The sequence below is a fragment of the Bradyrhizobium sp. CCBAU 53351 genome (assembly GCF_015291745.1).
Lineage (GTDB): Bacteria > Pseudomonadota > Alphaproteobacteria > Rhizobiales > Xanthobacteraceae > Bradyrhizobium.
The window spans coordinates 3,856,073-3,876,512 of record NZ_CP030059.1 but is presented as its reverse complement, the minus strand read 5'-3'; the positions used below and the strand labels follow the sequence as shown (position 1 = coordinate 3,876,512).

At 64.0% G+C, this 20,440-nt stretch carries 26 protein-coding genes and 1 tRNA gene; 17 read left to right on the top strand and 10 right to left on the bottom strand.

The genetic code is table 11. The features are described 5' to 3' along the window. The first annotated feature begins 344 nt into the window (after window positions 1–344). On the top strand, window positions 345–641 hold the full coding sequence (locus XH83_RS18165; protein WP_018323108.1) for an HU family DNA-binding protein: 297 nt from the start codon (window positions 345–347) through the stop codon (window positions 639–641). Between the two features lie 50 nt (window positions 642–691). Here the strand turns inward: XH83_RS18165 and XH83_RS18160 are convergent, their stop codons facing one another. After that, window positions 692–868: a hypothetical protein gene (locus XH83_RS18160; RefSeq protein WP_194402185.1), complete on the bottom strand. Its 177-nt coding sequence runs from the start codon at window positions 866–868 to the stop codon at window positions 692–694. Window positions 869–1,379: 511 nt separating this feature from the next. Between XH83_RS18160 and XH83_RS18155 the strand changes: the two genes are divergently transcribed. Next, complete coding sequence (locus XH83_RS18155) at window positions 1,380–1,517, top strand: hypothetical protein (RefSeq protein WP_194402184.1); 138 nt, start codon at window positions 1,380–1,382, stop codon at window positions 1,515–1,517. A 61-nt stretch (window positions 1,518–1,578) separates the two neighbouring features. On the opposite strand, the gene XH83_RS18150 is transcribed toward XH83_RS18155, so the two are convergent. Next, window positions 1,579–1,767, bottom strand: a complete 189-nt coding sequence (locus XH83_RS18150; protein ID WP_194402183.1) for a hypothetical protein — start codon at window positions 1,765–1,767, stop codon at window positions 1,579–1,581. Window positions 1,768–1,828: 61 nt separating this feature from the next. On the opposite strand from XH83_RS18150, the gene XH83_RS18145 reads away from it, so the two are divergent. Further along, window positions 1,829–2,143, top strand: a complete 315-nt coding sequence (locus XH83_RS18145; RefSeq protein WP_194408502.1) for a hypothetical protein — start codon at window positions 1,829–1,831, stop codon at window positions 2,141–2,143. A 330-nt stretch (window positions 2,144–2,473) separates the two neighbouring features. After that, window positions 2,474–2,671 carry a hypothetical protein gene (locus tag XH83_RS18140; RefSeq protein ID WP_194402182.1) on the top strand — a complete coding sequence of 66 codons (198 nt, stop codon included), beginning with the start codon at window positions 2,474–2,476 and terminating at the stop codon, window positions 2,669–2,671. A gap of 15 nt (window positions 2,672–2,686) precedes the next feature. Here XH83_RS18140 and XH83_RS40215 read toward each other — a convergent pair whose 3' ends face one another. Together XH83_RS40215 and XH83_RS18135 are read right to left on the bottom strand one after the other, a co-directional pair. Beyond that, window positions 2,687–2,812, bottom strand: coding sequence for a hypothetical protein (locus XH83_RS40215; protein WP_256438845.1), 126 nt, complete (start codon window positions 2,810–2,812; stop codon window positions 2,687–2,689). An 87-nt stretch (window positions 2,813–2,899) separates the two neighbouring features. Then, window positions 2,900–3,217, bottom strand: coding sequence for a hypothetical protein (locus XH83_RS18135; RefSeq protein ID WP_246776261.1), 318 nt, complete (start codon window positions 3,215–3,217; stop codon window positions 2,900–2,902). Window positions 3,218–3,412: 195 nt separating this feature from the next. On the opposite strand from XH83_RS18135, the gene XH83_RS18130 reads away from it, so the two are divergent. Then, window positions 3,413–3,703, top strand: a complete 291-nt coding sequence (locus tag XH83_RS18130) for a hypothetical protein (protein ID WP_038946706.1) — start codon at window positions 3,413–3,415, stop codon at window positions 3,701–3,703. A gap of 81 nt (window positions 3,704–3,784) precedes the next feature. Here XH83_RS18130 and XH83_RS18125 read toward each other — a convergent pair whose 3' ends face one another. Beyond that, a complete protein-coding gene (locus tag XH83_RS18125; protein ID WP_194402181.1) occupies window positions 3,785–3,949 on the bottom strand; it encodes a hypothetical protein in 165 nt (54 codons plus the stop codon). A 242-nt stretch (window positions 3,950–4,191) separates the two neighbouring features. On the opposite strand from XH83_RS18125, the gene XH83_RS18120 reads away from it, so the two are divergent. The 5 genes from XH83_RS18120 to XH83_RS18100 all read left to right on the top strand — a co-directional run bounded on the left by XH83_RS18120 (window position 4,192) and on the right by XH83_RS18100 (window position 7,600). Then, window positions 4,192–4,953 carry an NAD-dependent protein deacetylase gene (locus XH83_RS18120; protein WP_194402180.1) on the top strand — a complete coding sequence of 254 codons (762 nt, stop codon included), beginning with the start codon at window positions 4,192–4,194 and terminating at the stop codon, window positions 4,951–4,953. Between the two features lie 197 nt (window positions 4,954–5,150). Next, window positions 5,151–5,813: a cold-shock protein gene (locus XH83_RS18115; protein WP_194402179.1), complete on the top strand. Its 663-nt coding sequence runs from the start codon at window positions 5,151–5,153 to the stop codon at window positions 5,811–5,813. Window positions 5,814–5,958: 145 nt separating this feature from the next. Then, a complete protein-coding gene (locus XH83_RS18110; RefSeq protein ID WP_194402178.1) occupies window positions 5,959–6,444 on the top strand; it encodes a DUF192 domain-containing protein in 486 nt (161 codons plus the stop codon). 97 nt (window positions 6,445–6,541) lie between these two features. Next, window positions 6,542–6,618, top strand: a tRNA-Pro gene (locus XH83_RS18105). A 787-nt stretch (window positions 6,619–7,405) separates the two neighbouring features. Beyond that, window positions 7,406–7,600, top strand: a complete 195-nt coding sequence (locus tag XH83_RS18100) for a hypothetical protein (RefSeq protein WP_194402177.1) — start codon at window positions 7,406–7,408, stop codon at window positions 7,598–7,600. An 84-nt stretch (window positions 7,601–7,684) separates the two neighbouring features. Here the strand turns inward: XH83_RS18100 and XH83_RS18095 are convergent, their stop codons facing one another. After that, entirely contained in the window at window positions 7,685–8,062 is a 378-nt protein-coding gene (locus XH83_RS18095; protein WP_246776260.1) for a translational machinery protein, read from the bottom strand. Window positions 8,063–8,251: 189 nt separating this feature from the next. Continuing rightward, window positions 8,252–9,415 (bottom strand): OpgC domain-containing protein, encoded by a 1,164-nt coding sequence (locus XH83_RS18090; RefSeq protein WP_194402175.1) that lies wholly within the window; start codon window positions 9,413–9,415, stop codon window positions 8,252–8,254. 256 nt (window positions 9,416–9,671) lie between these two features. On the opposite strand from XH83_RS18090, the gene XH83_RS18085 reads away from it, so the two are divergent. The 3 genes from XH83_RS18085 (at window position 9,672) to XH83_RS18075 (ending at window position 11,294) form a co-directional block, all read left to right on the top strand. Then, window positions 9,672–9,977: an ETC complex I subunit gene (locus XH83_RS18085; RefSeq protein WP_014495449.1), complete on the top strand. Its 306-nt coding sequence runs from the start codon at window positions 9,672–9,674 to the stop codon at window positions 9,975–9,977. A gap of 254 nt (window positions 9,978–10,231) precedes the next feature. Then, entirely contained in the window at window positions 10,232–10,723 is a 492-nt protein-coding gene (locus XH83_RS18080; RefSeq protein WP_194402174.1) for an Lrp/AsnC family transcriptional regulator, read from the top strand. 277 nt (window positions 10,724–11,000) lie between these two features. Then, on the top strand, window positions 11,001–11,294 hold the full coding sequence (locus XH83_RS18075; RefSeq protein ID WP_194402173.1) for a DUF3551 domain-containing protein: 294 nt from the start codon (window positions 11,001–11,003) through the stop codon (window positions 11,292–11,294). 146 nt (window positions 11,295–11,440) lie between these two features. On the opposite strand, the gene XH83_RS18070 is transcribed toward XH83_RS18075, so the two are convergent. Then, window positions 11,441–12,469, bottom strand: coding sequence for an AraC family transcriptional regulator (locus XH83_RS18070; protein ID WP_194402172.1), 1,029 nt, complete (start codon window positions 12,467–12,469; stop codon window positions 11,441–11,443). A gap of 100 nt (window positions 12,470–12,569) precedes the next feature. Between XH83_RS18070 and XH83_RS18065 the strand changes: the two genes are divergently transcribed. From XH83_RS18065 to XH83_RS18050, 4 genes are read left to right on the top strand one after another with little or no spacing between them, the layout of a single operon-like run. Beyond that, window positions 12,570–13,742, top strand: a complete 1,173-nt coding sequence (locus XH83_RS18065; protein ID WP_194402171.1) for an isovaleryl-CoA dehydrogenase — start codon at window positions 12,570–12,572, stop codon at window positions 13,740–13,742. 24 nt (window positions 13,743–13,766) lie between these two features. Then, entirely contained in the window at window positions 13,767–15,371 is a 1,605-nt protein-coding gene (locus XH83_RS18060; protein ID WP_194402170.1) for a carboxyl transferase domain-containing protein, read from the top strand. A gap of 4 nt (window positions 15,372–15,375) precedes the next feature. Next, on the top strand, window positions 15,376–17,379 hold the full coding sequence (locus tag XH83_RS18055; RefSeq protein WP_194402169.1) for an acetyl/propionyl/methylcrotonyl-CoA carboxylase subunit alpha: 2,004 nt from the start codon (window positions 15,376–15,378) through the stop codon (window positions 17,377–17,379). A 1-nt stretch (window position 17,380) separates the two neighbouring features. Continuing rightward, a complete protein-coding gene (locus tag XH83_RS18050; RefSeq protein WP_194402168.1) occupies window positions 17,381–18,292 on the top strand; it encodes a hydroxymethylglutaryl-CoA lyase in 912 nt (303 codons plus the stop codon). A gap of 159 nt (window positions 18,293–18,451) precedes the next feature. Here XH83_RS18050 and XH83_RS18045 read toward each other — a convergent pair whose 3' ends face one another. Further along, the gene (locus tag XH83_RS18045) at window positions 18,452–19,378 is read right to left on the bottom strand and encodes a dihydrodipicolinate synthase family protein (RefSeq protein ID WP_194402167.1); all 927 of its coding nucleotides are present in this window, start codon (window positions 19,376–19,378) and stop codon (window positions 18,452–18,454) included. Between the two features lie 73 nt (window positions 19,379–19,451). Continuing rightward, entirely contained in the window at window positions 19,452–20,435 is a 984-nt protein-coding gene (locus XH83_RS18040) for a TRAP transporter substrate-binding protein (protein ID WP_194402166.1), read from the bottom strand. Window positions 20,436–20,440: the final 5 nt, after the last annotated feature.

The following is a 20,440-nucleotide window of genomic DNA, read 5'->3' as shown; positions in this document are numbered from 1 at the left end:
GAAACCCCCAAGGCTCTTATAGCAGCCGGGGCGATCTGCCATGCCCCCCAAAAAAACGAAAACCCCGCCTGGGGGAAGCGGGGCTCTCTGGTGGGGTGAAGCTTAGGGACTTCAATGATATGACGCGCCAGCCGCAAAATGGTTCAAAAAGGAAAGCGGCGGGTCCTGCGACATCTTGCACAGGAAGTCGGGAACCCCGCAGAACCCCTGCTTGCGTTTTCGGCCTCGATGGGTTCTAAGCCCCGTCACTTCATGACCTCTGGCATGAAATCAGCAGCGCGCCCCCCGCGCTTCAGGCCGCGTCCACAGCGAAAGTTGCTCGCGCGCACAAAAGGAATTCAGACATGGCGAAGATGACGAAGACCCAATTGATTGATGCAATTGCCGAGGGCACGCAGCTTTCGAAGAACGACGTGAAGTCGGTGATCGAATACATGGCGACGGTCGGATACAAGGAGCTCAACGAGTCCGGTGAGTTCGTCATTCCCGGCTTCGTGAAGATGTCGGTGGTGAACAAGCCGGCAACCGAAGCCCGCATGGGCGTCAATCCCTTCACCAAGGAGCCGATGCAGTTTGCGGCCAAGCCCGCGAGCAAGTCGGTCAAGGCCTCGCCGCTGAAGGTCGCCAAGGACGCCGTCTGAGGCGCCGGCGAGGTCGCTGCCGCCGGCTCGTCTGCGAGACGGCGTAGCGATCAATTGCCGACGAACAAATGGTGCTCGGCGACGGCGATGCCGAACATCACCACGACGATCAGGACAAACCACAGCGCGCGCCGGTCGGCCTGTCCGGGTGCGCTCTGCGGTGTCCCGCAAGCCGGGCAGACTGAAAGCCCGATCGGGATCTCGGCCTCGCAGAACTCGCAGATCATCGGCGCCTCGAGAGTGACGGGCGCGGTGCGGGGTCTTTCGCAGCTGCGCTGTCTCGCGCGACGGGCAGCGCCGCTTGGTTCGGCCGTCAATGCGAAAGACGGAAAATTCGTTCCCGTTGCTGCAGTGGGCGGCCGTCGGCCACATCGTCTGAAGAAGGCCCTGGTCAAAAGACAACCCCGGTCAAAAGAAAACCCCGCGCTTTCGCGCGGGGCTCTTTTGGCTGACGGCGTTGGGATTTCAGCGCCTGGCCGCCAGCCGTAGCTCTAACTTAAAATTGAAAATCCAAAAAGCAACGGCGCCGCGGTGACGGCATATGTTCGTCCACGGCGGCGCTGCCATATGACTGGGCGCTGAAATCCCCGGCTCCCATGGGTCCGCGCTGCACCGAATAGGTTCAACGCGGCATGCCAGGGGACCGCGCATGCCAGGGGACATCGCGCGAGGGACTGGACTTTTTGTTCTCATTTTGTTCTAGTGAGCCATCTTAGGTAGACAGATGGGAGGCGACTCATGACCGTCGAAAAGCAGCGCGAAGTGATCAGGCTCTGGAACGAACTCAGGAGGCTCGAAGGTCCGGCGGCCGAAGAGCTCCGCATTCAGATCCTGGAATGCTTCTCGGAGAAGGGCAAAGCGAAGCGGGCGGCTTGATCTGCGCCGATGGACACCGTCGCACATGCGGGAATGGAGGCGCAGGAACGAACCTGTGCCGTCAGCGTTCGGCCCGTATGACATGCCCGCGATGCGCCAAGCCGATGACGGCGGTTTCCGCCAACAGCTTTCGATGCGAGCCGTGCCGCGAGATCGTCATCGTGTTTGCGGTCGCCTCGAAATTCTTGTCGCCGAAGATTGTGTTGGCGACGAGTCCTGCCGCCGAAGACGTGGCGTCGCGCGCTTTCATCGATCGTTAGGAATCGCTTCGCGCTGATTTTTCCGACTCCGATTCGTTCTTCGAGAACGAAATGGAGTCGGATGCAGAACAAGCTGCGCCTGTTGGCAGCGATGCGGCCGCGCGTCTCAGAACAGGACAGCGTGAGGTCTCGCACAGTTCTCTCGGCGTCTACTCCGTAAGGGGTGAGGCGAGGGAGAGCGAGATGGATGAGTGCTGGTTTCTCGCCGAGATCGCAAAAGTGTTCTGGTATGATCGGCACCCGCGCACGCGCAAAGCCAGGCCGTCGGTGCCGCAGGTGCCACCGACGTCTGCTGATGCGGCGTCTTCCGATGCGACATTTCCTGAGACGATATCTCCCGATACGACATCGCCCGATACGCCGTGATCGCGTCGTGCCGCGCGCCGCTGGTAAGTTTTATTAAGACCTGCTCCGCGCCGGTTTCTTCGATTCCGATTCGTTCTTCGAGAACGAAAGAGTGTCGAAGCTGGAACAAAGCCGGTCGGCAAGTCGCGCTGGCGCAACCTCGGCTTCGCTATATCGAAAGCGGCTCGCCGCGAGCGGCGCTTTCGCGCAAATCCTAACGATCATTTGCGCGGAAGCCGATAACCCTATTCGGTTAGGTTAAAAGCCCAATCGCGTTGCGCTTGGCGCTGCTTGGGGTAGGTGTCTGGCAAGGACAAGCAAGAAACGACTTTGCCAAGAAGCAATTTTGTCATGACACCTTTTTCACAGCCTTCTTTTTACCAGGGCGACCGGCACACCTACCGGCGCGTCGCCATTGTCGGCACGCTGTTTTGTCTCGCTTTCGTGGTGGTCAGCTTCTCACTGCGGCCGCAGGTCGAGGACACGCGCGTCGCGGTCAAGGCCGATCGGCTGGTGCGCACGGCGGGCCAAGCGGCGCACGCCAATTAGATCGGCGCACGCCAATTAGCGGTCGTCGCTGTAGCTGCGATTGTCGGCGGCCTCGCGCGGGCACGCGGTGCCGCGCGAGGCGAGCGCCACGAAGCCGGCGTAGCCGGACAGGTTGAGCAAGACTTCGAGCCAGGCGGGCATGTCGGCCACTTCCACTTTACGTGAAGAGGATTCAACGTCCGCGCGTATTTCTGGTTCCATGCTCCCGCCGAAAAACTTCGAAGCAACTCAAACCGGAGAGGAGGGGTCGAGGCGGCGGCCGAGGGCCGCAACGGATTCGCTCGACGGCTTGTCTTTCAGGAACTCGGCGATGGCCCGCGCCAGCTCGCGGTCGCTCATCGGCGTCGGCGGCGGGTGCAGTGTGCCGACACCGAAGTTGCGGACGATCTCGTCGTAATGCCGATCGTCGGATCTTGGAACCAGTTTGCGGATACGGGCCAGCAAAGCGGATAATGGCAAACCTTCCTCCTCGATCGTCCGCCCCGCTGGCAGCCAATGTCGTGTGCTGCCAATTGCTCCCGTGAAACGGAAAAACCCCGCCGGCATCGCGGAGATGCCGACGGGGTCTTCGTGCTGTTGCCTCAACCCGGATGGCGGAGGCTCCCGCACTTGGAAGGGCAACGCGGACCCGGCGGTTTCGTTCCGGCCGCAGCCGATTTTTTTGCAGGGCCGGTTCCGCGCCCTGCGCGCAACTATCGCAGGCGCTCGTCGTTATCTCGGCAAGACGCGAAGGAGGAGAGCATGAAGAAGACACTGGCAGTTCTGGCCACCGTCGCAGCCGTCGGCGTGACCGCGGTTGCAGCCCCTGCACCTGCCGAGGCACGCGGGCGCGGCATCGGCCCGGGCCTCGCATTCGGCCTCGCCGCCGGCGCAATCACCGCGGGCGCGGTCGCAGCGTCCCATCCGTACGGCTATTACGGCCCTCGCTACGGCTATTATGACGGCCCCGACTATTATTACGGGCCTGGCTCCTACGCCTATTACGGCGGCGGACCGTACTACCGGCACCATCACCACTGGCGCCATTGGTAACGACTGACAAGCGTAACAAGCGAAAAGCCCGGAGCGATGCTCCGGGCTTTTTTCATGCGCATTATATTGATCAGATACGTCTTACGGCCAAAGCGAGGGCCGTTCGACCTTGCGGGCATTCTCAAGCGTCGACACGAAATACTCCTCGCGCTCGCGCTTGAACTTTTCCTGCGTGGCACGGAAGGCGGCGACACGGGCGGCGATCTCATCGCGCTCACGGGCTTTGCGTTGTTCGTCTTCGGTCATAGCCATCCCCTCGGGTTTACTAACTGAACTCAAGTACGCCGCCGCATCATCTTGAGTCGCATTCACGCATCCATTGATGCTCCTGAATGGGGCGTCAATGGGGAGGAGGCATTGCAGGATTGTGATAAGCGAGGGCCGGAAAAAATTGCCGAGCGCATCGCGTTAGCGCTTGATAAGAGCGTCAACAATCTTGCCGCTTGCGCATGTTGCTGCCAGGGCAAGACGAATCGGGGAGGCCGCGATTGATTGCATCGGATATTCAGAGCGGCGTTGAACGGCTCGGCGACATGATCGCCGAGGCAAAAGTCATCGTGCCGTTCACCGGCGCCGGCATCTCGACCGAATGCGGCATTCCGGACTTCCGCTCCCCGGGCGGACTTTGGACGCGCTATCGTCCGATCGAGTTCGGCGAGTTCGTCGCAAGCCGGCAGGCGCGGGACGAATCCTGGCGCCGGCGTTTTGCGATGGAAGAGGTGTTCGCGGCGGCAAAGCCCGGCCGCGGCCATCGCGCGCTCGCTTCGCTCTACCGCGCCGGCAAGGTTCCCGCCGTCATCACCCAGAACATCGACAATCTGCACCAGGCCTCCGGCTTCGCCGGCGAGCACGTGATTGAACTTCACGGCAATACCACTTATGCGCGCTGCATCGGATGCGGGCAGGCCTATCCGCTCGACTGGGTGAAGCGTCGTTTCGACGAGGAGGGCGCCGCACCCAACTGCGCCGCCTGCGACGAACCGGTGAAGACCGCCACGATCTCCTTCGGCCAGATGATGCCTGATGACGAAATGCAGCGCGCGACCGCGCTGTCGCAAGCCTGCGACCTCTTCATCGCCATCGGTTCCTCGCTCGTGGTGTGGCCGGCGGCGGGCTTTCCGATGATGGCGAAGAACGCCGGTGCACGTCTGGTGATCATCAATCGCGAGCCGACCGAGCAAGACGACATCGCCGACCTCGTCATCCATCACGACATCGGCGAAACGCTCGGGCCCTTTGTCGGCAATTGAGGCATCAATTTGATTCGCGGCTGTGCAAGCTGTTCATAGGTTCCGGCGAATCTCTTTTTTGTCTATGCCTCGCAACCGGGAGTGTTATCTTTTGAGTCGAAAGATTCGCGTCGCGTCCAGTTGAGAAGGTTCTCGAAAGACGCGTGATTCGACACCGCTGCTGAGGCGGGTCGCATGACAGTGTGGGGTCCGGGGTTATGGGGTCGTCGGACGGATTTGAGTCCAAAAAGCTCGGGGTTCCCGGGCAGGGAGTATCGCCCGGGCGGATCACGCCGGGTGAGCACGGCGGCGCCGGCCGCGACAGCGGCCTCAATCCCTTCAGCGGGTTGGGCGAAGCCAGCGCCAACCTCGTCGAAGTCCACGGCGTCATCAAATGGTTCGACGCCTCCAAAGGTTACGGCTTCATCGTTCCCGACAATGGCTGGCCGGACGTGCTCCTGCACGTTACCGTGCTTAGGCGCGACGGCTTCCAGACCGCCTATGAGGGCGCCCGCATCGTCGTCGAGTGCATCCAGCGCGCCAAGGGTTACCAGGCGTTCCGCGTGGTCTCGATGGACGAGTCGACCGCGATCCATCCGGCGCAGATGCTGCCGCCGCGCACCCATGTCACGGTCACCCCGACCAGCGGGCTGGAGCGGGCCCAGGTCAAATGGTTCAACCGGCTGCGCGGCTTCGGCTTCCTGACCTGCGGCGAGGGCACGCCCGACATCTTCGTGCACATGGAGACGCTGCGCCGCTTCGGCATGACGGAGCTCAGGCCCGGCCAGTACGTCCTGGTCCGCTTCGGGCCCGGCTCCAAGGGCATGATGGCCGCCGAGATCCATCCCGAGACCGGATCGCCGGGATTACAGTCGCACTAGGTGCGAGACGCACATTCGATTGTGCGCGAGCTTTCATCCCGCAATCGTGAGCAATAGAGGCGCGCCGGCAGGCCGGCGCGCCTCTGGCTTTTCCGGCGACCGCCGCGTAAGCACTCGTTCCAGTCCCACGCCTCGAGTGTCTCCCATGAATTTTGATCGAAAGGCTGTCCGGTCCGCTCTGAAGGGCTGGCTCGCCGCCATCCTCGTCATCACCGGCTGTGCCGTCGTCAGCGCGCCCGCCGGCGCCGCCAGCTTCCAGCCGCTGGAGATCGTCACCAAGAACGGCGTGCAGGTGTTCTCGGTCGAAATGGCGACCACCGAGGAGGAGAAGCAGACCGGCCTGATGTACCGCAAGGAGCTTGCGGACGGCAAAGGCATGCTGTTCGACTTCAATCCCGAGCAAGAAATCTCGATGTGGATGAAGAACACCTATGTCTCGCTCGACATGATCTTCATCGGCGCCAACGGCCGCATCCTGCGCATCGCCGAGAACACCGAGCCGCTGTCGACCAGGATCATCTCGTCCAAGGGGCCGGCCCGAGCCGTCCTCGAGGTGGTGGCGGGAACGGCGCAGAAATACGGCATCCGCCCCGGCGACCGCGTCGGCCACCCGCTGTTCGGCAGCAAATAGGGCCGGCCGGCGAGCGGCACCGGCAGCCGTGCTGGCGCTGGTTTGTAAGCTTGCTGGCGCCTTTGGAAGCGTGTATCGACGTGGCTCGCCGGACATTCGGGGTATAGCGCAGCCTGGTAGCGCGGCAGTTTTGGGTACTGCAGGTCGTTGGTTCGAATCCAGCTGCCCCGACCAGTCCCGACGTTGATTTTCCTGAATTTTTCGCTGCGGTTCTGACCTGATTCTGACAAGCGGTGCGTGACGCCGCTCCGCGACCTCCGTGCGAAGTTTCAAGGAATTGGGGCCGCTGGCCGGCATGGAATGGCCGGCGTCTCATCGAACCTTTGGCTGTCGCCGTAGACATATGTGTGTTGGGGATTTCAGCGCCCAATATCTAAACGGACGCCGCCAAGCGATGATATTCCGCTTGCGCGGCGTTGCGCTTTTCGGACGTCATTCCTGTGAGATCCGGCCAATCAACCCGATGCGTGCCAGCCCGCCGGAAACGGGACGAACGGCCAGACCATCTGGTTGTCGTTGGCGGCTGTCGGCGGGTCTTTCGCTGGTGTTCTCGCGATCGACGCAGGCGGCGCCGATCGCAGCGCCAGGCGCAGACGTGCACATTGCAAATTCATTGTGGTCGCCCTGACGATCTTCTCGAAAATTCAATCGCAAAATTGGACGTCAGCTCAATCAAATAACCACGCGCCCAAGACGGCACGGTCGTTCTCAAATCGTGCGCGCACTCTAGTTAAGTCGGCGCCGGCTTTCAACCGCTGTTGGCCATATGCCACGGGAGGTAAGGTTGACCGGTTAGGTTAAGGACGAGCGGCTGTTGCGGCCGCTCCGGCGATCATTATCAGATCGGTCTGGGCTCCCGACGGGGGCTGCAAACCGTGCTCTCACAAGACCACAATTCGTCGCGGCGTTCGCATCAGTTGAGGTCTGCGCCAGTGAGTTCTGCGTCAGTGAGTTCTATGCCATGTCTTTCGACCACAATCTCCGAACCGCCGGGCCGCAGTCGAGCTGGAGCGAGATCTGGCACCTCTGGACGGTGATCGTGCCCCGCCGCTCGATCAACGGGCAGCTCGTGTACGGCAAGGTCTGGCGTCGTCACGACGGCCGCGACTGGATCTACAAGAAATTCACGGAGTTCGACGGTGAGGAAGCGGCCTGACGCGATGAGCCCGCAATGAGCCATCACCGCGCCCCGGCTTGTTGCTGAGGCCGTCCGGCCCGGGCCGAATGCCGCTCGTCCGGACTATCCCGGTGCCTGCACGCGCGGCAGCGGCAGTTTGAAATGTCGTTTGGCGTAGGCGATGATTTCGGCGTCCGCGGGATGATCGGCCGCTTCCACCGCAGCAATGCGCTTGGCGATATCGGGCGCGTTGGCGCGAATGTGGTTGGCAAGCTCCGTCTTTGCACTCGCCGGGCCGATGAGGAGAATCTCCCCGGCATCGTCGAGGGCTTTGCTCACTTCAGCGTAGAACGCCTTGTCGGGCGCGGCGTGACCGCTCCCGACGGCGTTCGCTTTGTGATGAAGATGACGCGTCGCCATTTGCGGGTGCAACGTGATTTCGTCGGAGCCGCTCAGGCCGAGATGGAAGATCCTAGCCTGCGAATGGTCGATCCATACCACGGCGTGAAAATGAGAGGGCATGTGCTTTGAGCCTTGTCCGAGGGAAGCCGCCGACATCGGTGCGGCGGCGCCTGTCGCGACGACATTAGGCCGGTCGGCGCCACCCCCGGTTGACCCAGGTCAATCGATCCCGGTCGACGGCCGTCGGGCCGACCAAAACGGCGTGCTCCGAGCGGCAGCGTTCCCGGTTCAGCCCGCGGTGGCCGGCTTCGGCGGTGGCGGCTTCAGCGGCTTGTCCTGCTTCTTCGACCACGAGATGTAATAGGCCACCGTCGTCATGATCGCGATGCCGGCGACGCTGACGAAGATCTGCGCGAGCAGCGAGCCCGAGCTCATCGACAGCTCGAAATGGCCGACGAAGGACAGGAACACGCCGACGCAGAACACGGCGAGCGACTGCTGGCCGCAGACGATCAGGGGATCGAACACCTTCCATTCCAGCCCCGGCCATTCCTTCGGCACGAAGCGGATCACCAGGATCACGATCACGACGAAGTGGATGAAACGATAGGGCGCAAGGTTGGTCTTGTCGTTCGGGTTGAAGGCCGAGAACAGCCATTCCGGGAACAAGCCGCCGAAGGCGGGGAAGCGGCCCGCCATGGTCATGACCAGCGCGAACAGGAGATAACCGAGACAGAGATAGAGCGTGACCGGCGCGTTGATCAGCGTCATCGAGCGCCGCGCGCCGCCCATCGCACACCAGGCGCCGAACACGAACAACACCTGCCAGCAATACGGGTTGAAGTACCACTGGCCGGCCGGATAGGCGTTCAGATTCCAGCCGAAATGACGCGCGACCAGCCACAGCACGATCGACAGCACCATCGTCAGGTCGGGCTTGCGCAGCATGAACCACAGCACCGGCGGAAACAGTCCCATCAGCACGATGTAGAGCGGCAGCACGTCGAGATTGAGCGGCTTGAAGCGGAGGAACAGGCCCTGGCGCAGTGTCTCGGTGGCGTTGTCGACGAGGCCGGCGACGTTGAACTCGTTGATCATCTCGCTGTCGCCGAAGCGCAGCGCCAGATAGCTGATCGAGGCGATATAGATCACGAACAGGATGATGTGGGCGACGTAGAGCTGCCAGACCCGCTTGGTCAGCCGGGTGGCGCCGACGAGGAAGCCGCGGTCCAGCATCATCCGCGCGTAGACGAAGGAGGCGGTGTAGCCGGAGATGAAGACGAACAGATCGGCGGCGTCGGAAAAGCCGTAATTGCGCGTCGTGATCCAGTTCACGACGTTGTCCGGGATGTGGTCGAGGAAGATCGCCCAGTTCGCGACGCCGCGAAACAGGTCGAGCCGGAGATCGCGGCCTTTGTCGGGAAGCGTGGCGTTGATGTTCAGGAAGGCCATGCGAGGGGAGCTCTCGAGGGGGGCGGACAGGCTGAGGTCGGGGAGACGGTGCCGCCGGGCGGGATCCCGGCGCGGAAGGCGGGTACGCAATTGTCACGGTGCAGCATAATGACTATACCGTCGCAGAGGCTACGGGGACCGGAATCACCAAGCAGTTCCCAACCGGTGTCTCTATACTATCCCTGAGGTTTGCACCAACTGCCACCCTGACGCATCGAAATCGAACGAAAGACGAAAAGCGAGGCCCGGACCACCCATGACCGCACGCATTTTCAAGCCCGCCAAGAACGCGATGCAATCCGGCCGGTCCAAGACGAAGGAATGGCAGCTGGACTACGAGCCGGAGCAGCCGCGCTCGGTCGAGCCGCTAATGGGCTGGACCTCGTCGGGCGACATGAAGCAGCAGATCACGCTCCGCTTCCACAGCAAGGAAGAGGCGGTCGCCTATTGCGAGCGCAAGGGCATCGCCTACCAGGTCATCGAGCCGCAGGATTCGATCCGCCGCCCGGTCGCTTACGCCGACAATTTCTCGTTCCGTCGCGGCGAGCCCTGGACGCACTAACCACCTGCATCCACTTACGCCGAATTCGTCATGCCCGGCTTGGCCCGCCTGCGCGGCCGAAGCCGCTTCGGCGAGGCGAAGGTCGGACAAAGGCGAGCGGAAGCGACGCCGTCCTTCGGACGGCTATGCCCGCCATGACACTGAGAGGTATGCTGCTCGTACACGGGAGCGCCATGCGCAGCTCCAACCCCTTGGCACCAATTCCCCCGCGTGCTTCGCTGGCGGCCGTGACAGGCTCATGACGAGGGCAGGGGATGGCGGGGCGTGAGCAGCTCGACGGCGTCGATCTGAAGATCTTATCCGAGCTGCAGCAGGACGGGCGGGTGCGCAACAACGAGCTGGCGCTGCGCGTCGGCGTGTCCGCGCCGAACTGCCTGCGGCGGCTAAAATCGCTGTTCAGCCGCGGCGTGATCCGCGCGGTGCGGGCCGTCCTCGACGAGCGGCGGCTTGGCTATGAGGTGGTCTCGTTCGTCTCGATCCAGCTGGGCAGCCAGGCGCAGCCGGTGCTGGAGGCGTTCGAGAGCTCGATATCGGCGATCCCGCGCATCCAGCAGTGCTGGCGGATTTCCGGCGACACCGACTATCTCCTGAAATGCGTCGCGCCGAGCGTCGAGAGCATGCGCCAGCAGCTCCTGCATTTCGCGGCGATGCCCGACGTGAAGAACGTCCGCAGCTTCCCGGTGCTGGGTGTTGCCAAGGACGTGCCGCTGCCGTTGCAGGATGACGCGGCAGCGTCTGCGAGTTAGCAGGTCACGCTACCGGGCGAGCCGCATCGCATTTGAATCAATTGCGATGAAGTCGGAGGCGATCGTCTTCGGCCTGGCCGGCCTGCACATGCGCGTTGCATCGGCACTATATTGCTGATTAAATAACCTAACTGAGAAATGTGATTATCACATCCCTGCAATGCGCTGAACCGTGATTGATGGTTCCGTTGATTGGCCTACATGCGGGGAATGAGCGATCGACGCGCGTCGCATGTCGGGAGCTCTATGTGGGACTTCCCAACTAGGACAAGACAACATGACCTCGGTTTCGAAAACGTTCGCAGTTTCCGCCGCGACGCTGTTTGCGTCTGCGTTTCTGGTGCAGACGGCGCCGACTGCGAAAGCGGAAGATTATTGCATCACGAATGGCGCCCAGGCCGCTCACGGCTGCGGCTATCCGACGATGGAGGCCTGCCGCGCCGCTGCCGGCGGTATCGGTGGCGTGTGCGCGCAGAGCGGTGGCGCCAAGACCAACGACGCGCTGGCCTTCCAACCGAAGCAGGCAAAGCATCCCAAGCTTCGGCCCGGCGCGCAGACCAATTCGAATTGACCGGGTTCGGACTGGTGGCTTCGACCATTACGGCCTTCGGGATCATCCCGGAGGCCGTAAACGTCTGAGGGGCAGGTCGCTGCGGCGGAGCGCCCACGCCCCCGGCATCGTGCGGAAAGGCGCAATGCGCTCTTGCCGATGACCTCTCAGCGATACCGCCCGCGAAACTCGCGTGGGCTTGCGCCGGTCCAGCTGCGGAAGGCGCGGGAAAAGCTCTTCTCGTTGCGGAAGCCTGCGATCTCGGCGATCCGCTTGATCGGCGTGCGGCCGCGCATCAGCTCCTGCTTTGCCAATTCGAATTTCGCCTCCTCCTTGAGATCGCGCAGCGAGGTTGCTTCCTCGCGCAGGCGGCGATGCATGGTGCGGGTGGAGAGCGCAAGCTCGCTTGCGACATCCTCGGCGCCGAGGCTGCGTCCGCGCGCATGACGGAGCACGCGGCGGACACGCTCGACCAGCAGCCGGTCGCGCCGATAGGGCAGCACTGTCAGCCTGAGCGCACCCTTGAGCATGTTGTCGAGATCGCTCGGACTGCGCGTCAGCGGCAGCGAGAGATAGTGCTTGTCGAAGACGATGCGGGCGCGGTCGGCATCGAAACGGATGTTCCGGCAGAAGATGGTCGGATAGACCGAGACATGGCCGGGCTCGGCGTGCGGGAATTCCGCGGCGCGCAGCGCGATCCTGGAGTCGACGGCCCAACAGGAGAAGCCGAGCACGTAGCGAAGCAGCGTGACCAGGCAGAATTCGCGCAATGCCCCGAGATCGCGCAGCTCCCGGATGGAGACCTCCGCGGTCTCCTCGCCGACCTCGAGGTCGAGCAGCACGTCCTCGGTGATCAGGCGATGATGCCGGCACCAGCGCTTGAGCGCGACCTCCAGCGTCGGCGCCGTGATTGAGGCGCGGCACAGCATGCCGTATGTGCCGAACGGCAGGCGCCGCGAGAACCAGCCGAGCGCCTCGTCGTCGAGCTCGCGCATGGCATGGCCCGCCAGGGCCTCGAACTGGGCTGCCGTGATCCGCCCGTCCGGAGAATTGACAAGGTCTGGCGCTACCTGACCCCGGCTGAGCGCCTCGGCCGGATCGCGGCCGTACCGTTCGTAGGCGGCCACCACGCCGCGGACGAAGGCGGCAGGGGTGACGGCGCGGCGCGGGATCGCGGTTGCGGCTTGAAAGGGCATGGGAAAATCCTCGCCAAGTTTGGCGGAAAATGCAACCTTTTCGACCGCAGAAGGGCCCTGACCCCGCTAGGTTCGGTCCCCAAAATACGGAGGAATCGCCTTGAACATCCCGAGCATCGATTTCGATCTGGGCGAAGACATCGGCATGCTGCGCGACACGCTGCGCGCGTTCGTGGAGGCGGAGATCACCCCGCGCGCCGCCGAGATCGAGAAGGCCAATCTGTTCCCGGCCGACCTGTGGAAGCGTTTCGGCGACCTCGGCCTGCTCGGAATGACCGCGCCGGAGCAATATGGCGGCTCCAGCATGGGCTATCTGGCCCATATCGTCGCGATGGAGGAGATTTCGCGCGGCTCGGCCGCCGTCGGGTTGTCCTACGGCGCCCATTCCAACCTCTGCGTCAACCAGATCCGCCGCAACGGCAACGACGCGCAGCGCCAGCGCTATCTGCCGAAGCTGATCTCCGGCGAATATGTCGGCGCGCTCGCGATGTCGGAGCCCGGCGCCGGCTCCGACGTGGTCTCGATGAAGCTGCGCGCCGACAAGCGCGGCGACCGCTACTTGCTCAACGGCTCGAAGATGTGGATCACCAATGGCGGCGACGCCGACGTGCTGGTGGTCTACGCCAAGACCGATCCGGAAGCCGGCCCGCGCGGCATGACGGCCTTCCTCGTCGAGAAGGGCTTCAAGGGCTTCACCCACGGCCAGCATCTCGACAAGCTCGGCATGCGCGGCTCCAACACTTATCCGCTGTTCTTCGACGAGTGCGAGGTGCCGGAGGAGAACGTGATGGGCAAGGTGGGCGAGGGCGTCAGGGTGCTGATGTCCGGCCTCGACTATGAGCGTGCGGTGCTGTCCGGCGGCCCCCTCGGAATCATGGCGGCCTGCATGGATGCGGTGGTGCCCTACATGCACGAACGCAAGCAGTTCGGCCAGCCGATCGGCGATTTCCAGCTGATGCAGGGCAAGCTCGCGGACATGTATGCGACCTGGCAGGCCACGCGCGCCTATGTCTATGCGGTCGGGCGCGCCTGCGACCGCGCCGACCACGCGCGAACCCTGCGCAAGGACGCGGCTGCCGCGATCCTCTATTCCGCGGAGAAGGCGACCTGGATGGCGGGCGAGGCGATCCAGGCGCTCGGCGGCGTCGGCTACACCAGCGAATTCCCCGTGGGACGTCTGTGGCGTGACGCAAAACTCTACGAGATCGGCGCCGGGACTTCGGAAGTGCGCCGCATGCTGATCGGCCGCGAACTGATGGCCGAGACGGCTTAAGACCTCCACACAATTGGGATCATCATGCCGCTTCATTCCAGCATCGATACCTCTTCATCTGACTTTGCGCGCAATGCCGAGGCCATGCGCGGCCTCGTCGCAGACTTGCGCGAGAAGCTCGCCCAGGTCGCTGGCGGCGGCGGCGAGGCTTCGCGCAACCGTCACACATCGCGTGGCAAGATGCTGGCGCGTCAGCGCGTCGACCTGCTGGTCGATCCCGGCACCGCGTTCATGGAGCTGTCGCCGCTCGCGGCCTACGGCCTCTACGGCGGCGACGTGCATTCGGCGAGCGTCGTGACAGGGGTGGGGCGCATCGCGGGGCGCGAATGCGTCATCGTCGCCAATGATGCCACCATCAAGGGCGGCACCTATTACCCCTTGACGGTGAAGAAGCATCTGCGCGCCCAGGACATCGCGCGGCAGAACAACCTTCCCTGCGTCTACATGGTGGATTCCGGCGGCGCCTTCCTGCCGCTGCAGGACGAGATCTTTCCGGACGAGCGGCATTTCGGCCGCATCTTCTACAACCAGGCGCAAATGTCCTCAGCTGGCATTCCCCAGGTCGCGATCGTGATGGGCTCCTGCACCGCCGGCGGCGCCTATGTTCCCGCGATGTCGGACGAGAGCATCATCGTACGCAACCAGGGCACCATCTTCCTCGGCGGCCCGCCGCTGGTGAAGGCCGCGACCGGCGAGGTCGTCAGCGCCGAGGAGCTCGGAGGCGCCGACGTGCATTCGCGGCAATCGGGCGTCACCGACCATTACGCCCAGAACGATGCCCACGCGATCGGTATCGCCCGGCGCATCATAGGGACGCTGAAGCCATCCACGCGGCCGAACCTCAACATGCACAAGCCGCGCGATCCGCTGTTTGCCGCGGAGGAGATCTATGGCGTGGTGCCGGTCGACGGCCGCAAGCCGTTCGACGTGCGCGACATCATCGCGCGTGTCGTCGACGGTTCCGAGTTCGACGAGTTCAAGAAGCTCTATGGCACGACGCTGGTGTGCGGCTTCGCCCATATCTGGGGCTATCCGGTCGGCATCATCGCCAACAACGGTATCCTGTTCAGCGAGAGCTCGCTGAAGGGCGCGCATTTCATCGAACTGTGCTGCCAGCGCGGCATTCCCCTGGTGTTCCTGCAGAACATCACGGGCTTCATGGTCGGCAAGAAATACGAGGCCGGCGGCATCGCCCGCGACGGCGCCAAGCTGGTGACGGCGGTTGCGACTGCCTCGGTGCCGAAATTCACCGTCGTGATCGGCGGCTCCTACGGCGCCGGCAATTACGGCATGTGCGGCCGCGCCTACTCGCCGCGGTTCCTGTGGATGTGGCCGAACGCGCGCATTTCGGTGATGGGCGGCGAACAAGCCTCGATGGTGCTGAGCCAGGTCCGCCGCGACAATATCGAGGCCAAGGGCGATAGCTGGTCGAAGGACGAGGAAGAGACATTCCGCAAGCCCATCCGAGACCAGTATGAGAGCCAGGGGCATCCGTATTACGCCACTGCACGGCTGTGGGACGACGGCGTGATAGACCCCGCCGACACCCGTCTCGTGCTCGGCCTTGGCCTCTCGGCGGCGTCGAATTCGCCGATCGAGCCGACGAAATTCGGCCTGTTCAGGATGTGATGCGATGGACCGCTCAAAGCTCTGCCGGCGTTTTCGCACGCTCCTGATCGCCAACCGCGGCGAGATCGCCTGCCGCGTCATCCGCACCGCCCGCGCCATGGGCCTGCGCACGGTCGCGGTCTATTCCGAGGGCGACCGCGATGCGATGCATGTCGCGCTCGCGGACGAGGCCGTGCTGCTCGGGCCCGCGCGCGCCCGCGACAGCTATCTCAATATCGAGCGGCTGATCGAGGCGGCGCGCAAGACCGGCGCCGAAGCCGTGCATCCCGGCTATGGTTTCCTGTCGGAGAATGCCGAGTTCGCACAGGCCTGCTACGAATCCGGCCTCGTCTTCGTCGGCCCGACCGCCGAGATGATGAATGCGATGGGCTCGAAATCGGGCTCCAAGGCGCTGATGGAGAAGGCCGGCGTGCCGCTGGTGCCCGGCTATCACGGCGAAGCCCAGGACGATGCGACGCTGGCGAAGGCGGCCGAGAAGGTCGGATTCCCCATCCTTGTGAAGGCGTCCGCCGGCGGCGGTGGCCGCGGCATGCGCATCGTGCGTTCGGCAGACGAACTCGGGCCCGCAATCGTCAGCGCCAAGCGCGAGGCAAAGGCCGCGTTTGGCGATGACCGCATGCTGATCGAGAAATATGTCGACAATCCCCGGCATATCGAAGTGCAGGTGATCGGTGACAGCCACGGCAATCTCTTGTCGCTGTTCGAGCGCGAATGCACCTTGCAGCGCCGGCACCAGAAGGTGATCGAGGAGGCGCCGTCGCCGACGCTCAACGCCGCCCAGCGCGAGACCGTCTGCGCAGCCGCGCGAAAGGCGGCAGGCGCGGTGAACTATGTCGGCGCGGGCACGATCGAGTTCGTCTCCGACGGCAAGGACGTCTTCTTCATCGAGATGAACACGCGCCTGCAGGTCGAGCATCCCGTGACCGAGCTGATCACGGGCATCGACCTCGTCGAATGGCAATTGCGCGTCGCCTTCGGCGAGGCGCTGCCGCTCAAGCAGGACGAGATCAAGCTCAACGGCCATGCCGTCGAGGCACGCGTCTACGCGGAAAATCCGACCAAGAATTTCATGCCGTCGGTCGGCCGGATTTCGACCTGGCGGCTGCCGGAGGAAACCGGCGGCCTGCGCATCGATGCCGGCTATCGCGAGGGCGACAGCGTCTCGCCGTATTACGACGCGATGCTCGCCAAGATGATCGCATGGGCGCCGACGCGCGATGTCGCGATCGAGCGGCTGAACAGGGGGCTGGAAGAGTCCGACGTTCGTGGCATCGTCACCAACATCCCGTTCCTGTCGGCGCTGATGACGCACCCGAAGGTGCGGACCAATGCGATCGACACCGGCTTCATCGAGCGCGAGCTCGCCGTTCTGACGTCTGCGTCGCCGGCGCCCGGAGAACTCGAGCTGTGCGCTGCGGTGGCCGCTGTGATCAACGACGAGCGACAGGCATCGCAGGCGGAGGCGCATTCGCCCTGGCAAACATTCGGCTGGCAGCCGGTCGGCCGTCGCCAGCGCAGTTTTGCCTTTCGCGTCGGCCATGGCCAGGAGCAGAAGATCATCCTGAACTACGGAAGCGGGCCGTCGACGCTGGTGATCGGGGAGCGCGAGCTGGCGTTCACGATTGCCGCGAAGGATGGCGGCTTCGATCTGACGCTGGATGGCGTGAAATCGTCCGTCGCGGCCGTGATCGACGGCCATGAGCTGTATCTGCGCACGCGCAACGGCCGCTTCGACCTGCATTGGGTCGATCCGTTCGGGGGCGAGAGCGAGGAGCACACCGGCGAGGACAAGATTGCGGCGCCGCTGCCGGGGACCGTTGTCGCCGTGCTGGCCGAGGAGGGGGCGACGCTCGAAAAGGGCGCACCGATCCTCACCCTCGAGGTGATGAAGATGGAGCAGACGCTGCGCGCGCCCTATGCCGGCGTGCTGAAGTCCGTCAAATGCAAGGTCGGCGACATCGTGCAGGAGGGGATCGAGCTTGCCGTGGTCGAGCCTGCGGGAGAGTAACATGAGCGACCAGGTCCGCATCGTCGAAATGGGGCCGCGCGACGGGCTTCAGAACGAAAAGGTTCCGGTCAGCGTCGAAGCCCGCATCGCCTTCATCGAGGCCCTGGTCGCGGCTGGCCTCGATACGGTCGAGGTCGGCGCCTTCGTCTCGCCCAAGGCGATCCCGCAGATGGCAAGCTCGGATGCCGTGCTGCGCGGTATCACCCACGTGACGGGCGCTGAATTCCACGTGCTGGTCCCGAACGAGAAGGGCTACGATGCCGCGCGCGCCGCGGGCGCGAAGGTGGTCTCGGTGTTCGCAGCGGCCTCCGAAGGCTTCTCGCGGGCCAACATCAATTGCACCGTCGCCGAGTCCATCGAGCGCTTCAAGCCGGTGCTGGCGCGCGCCAGGGCTGACGGCATACCGGTGCGCGGCTACATCTCCTGCGTGCTGGGCTGCCCGTTCGATGGGGAGATCAAGCCGAAGGCCGTCGCCGATCTCGCGCGCACGCTGTTCGACCTCGGCTGCTACGAGATCTCGCTCGGCGACACCATCGGCGTCGGCACGCCAGTCAAGGCGAAGGAGATGCTGCGCGCGGTTGCCGCCAACGTTCTCCCCGCAAAGCTGGCAATGCATTTCCACGACACTTACGGCCAGGCCCTCGCCAATCTCTATGCCGGGATGGAGGAGGGCGTCCGCGTCATCGATGCCGCGGCCGGCGGTCTCGGCGGCTGTCCCTACGCGCCGGGCGCGACCGGCAACGTTGCGACCGAGGACGTCGTCTACATGCTCGAAGGCATGGGCATCAGGACCGGCGTCGACATGGACAAGCTGCTGGCGGCGACGAACGCGATGGCCGGTGTGCTGAGCAAGCCGCCCGTGAGCCGCGTGGCGTCGGCGCTGAATGCGAAGAGGAAGCGGGCGGCTTCCTAGGTCGCCGTCATTGCGAGCGTAGGTACCGTGGGTGGGCAAAGGCGTATCGCTCCGTGCCCACCATCTTCTCATGGTGGAGCCAGGTGGTAGGCACGCTTTCGCCTTCGCTCTTCGAGCTACGGCGGACAAGTCGTTTTGCCCACCCTAGGAGGCCTGCCCTCACGCCGCCTTCAGGCCGACATCCGGCAGGCGCGGCCGGTTCTTCAGCGCCTTGGCCATCATGGCCTCGACCTCGGCCTTCTCGTGCGGCAGCAGCGCGAGGCGGGGCGGGCGGGTCAGCGCGGTGCCGCGGCCCATGATGTGCTCGCACAACTTGATGCACTGGACGAGGTCGGGGCGCGCGTCGAGATGCAAGAGCGGCATGAACCATTCGTAGAGCGGCATGGCCTCGGCGAAGCGGCCTGCCTTGGCAAGGCGAAACAGCGTCTCGCCCTCACGCGGAAACGCATTCGACATGCCGGAGACCCAGCCCACCGCGCCCATGGCGACGCTCTCGACGATGACGTCGTCGAGGCCGGCGAACAGCACGAAGCGGTCGCCGACCATGTTGCGGGTGTCGATGAAGCGCCGCGTGTCGCCGGAGGAGTCCTTGAAGCAGACGACCGTTTCCACGTCCGCCAGCGAGGCCAGGATGTCGGGGGTGACATCGTTCTTGTAGATCGGCGGATTGTTGTAGAGCATCACCGGCAGGTCGGTTGCGCTCGCGACGGCGCGGAAATGCGCGGCGGTCTCGTGCGGCTTGGAGGAGTAGACCAGCGCCGGCATCACCATGACGCCGTCAATGCCGACGCGCGCGGCTTCCTTGGCGGTCTCGACCGCGAAGGCCGTGGTGAATTCGGCAATGCCGCACAGCACGGGCACGCGGTCGGCCGCGACCGATTTGGCGGTCTCCATGATCGCGACCTTCTCCTTGCGCTCGAGCGAGGTGTTCTCGCCGACCGAGCCGCAGACGATCAGGCCGGAGACGCCGTCGCGGATCAACCCGTCCATCACCTTGGCAGTTGCATCGATATTGAGCGACAGATCGTCGTTGAATTGGGTCGTGACGGCCGGGAAGACGCCTTCCCAGGAAACGTGGCGGCTCATGAGTTCACTCCAAGTGTATTGCCGGCGGGGGGCTGGGGCCGCCGGTCGTGGCGAAATAGGGATGACGGATGGTTCAGAGCGTCGCGCCGATCTTGCGCAACTCGGCGAGGACGGGCGCCTTGGGCAGCCAGATCTTGTCGAACTCGGCAATGACGGCCTCGGTGTCGCCGGCCGGGACCTGGCGGATCGGGATCGGGGCGTTCTTGAAGTTCTCGATCAGCGTCGGCTCGTTGCCGGCCAGCTCGTCGATCTGCGCGTCCAGCGTCGACTTCACCAGCTTGGTGATCAGCTCGCGATCGGCTGGCGGCAGCGACTGCCAGACCCGGCCGGAGACGACGGCCGCCATCGGCATGAAGACGGCGTTCATCTGCAGAATGACCTTGGAGACCTTGTCGAAGCGCTGGTTCCAGGAGAATTCGAGATCGGCCTCGAGGCCGTCGACCTGGCCGTTGGCCATGGCGTCGAACACCTGCGGCGTCGGGATCGGGGTGGGCGCGGCGCCCAGCGAAGAATAGAAATCGCGATAGACCGGCGTCGGATTGATGCGCAGTTTCATGCCCTTGATGTCGGCGAGCGAATTCAGGTCCCTGGACGAGAACACCGCGCGCATGCCGGTGATACCCCAGCCGAGCCCGATCGTGCCGGTCTCCTGCGGCAGCACCTCGAATAGTTTGACCGCCGCCGGATGCCGCACGAATTTCGCGACCGCCGGCGTCGAGCGCACGATGTAGGGCGCGTTGATCGCAGCGATATGCGGCACGCGCGAGCCGAGTTCGGCGGCCTGGATGAAGCCCATGTCGAGCGCGCCGGACTGCAATTGCTGCATCATCGCAGTCTCGTTGCCGAGCTGGCCGGAGTGAAACACGGTCAGGGTCAGGCGACCATTGGAGGCGGCCTTGAGCTCGTCGCCGAACTTGAGCGCGGCCTTGTTCCAGGAGTGACCGTTCGGCGTGATCAGGCCCAGGCGGAATTCCTTGGCCTGGGCCAGCGCCAGAGACGGTGCGAACACCGATGCGGCAGCACTGGCGGCGAGAAAGCGGCGGCGTGACAACGGCATGGTCG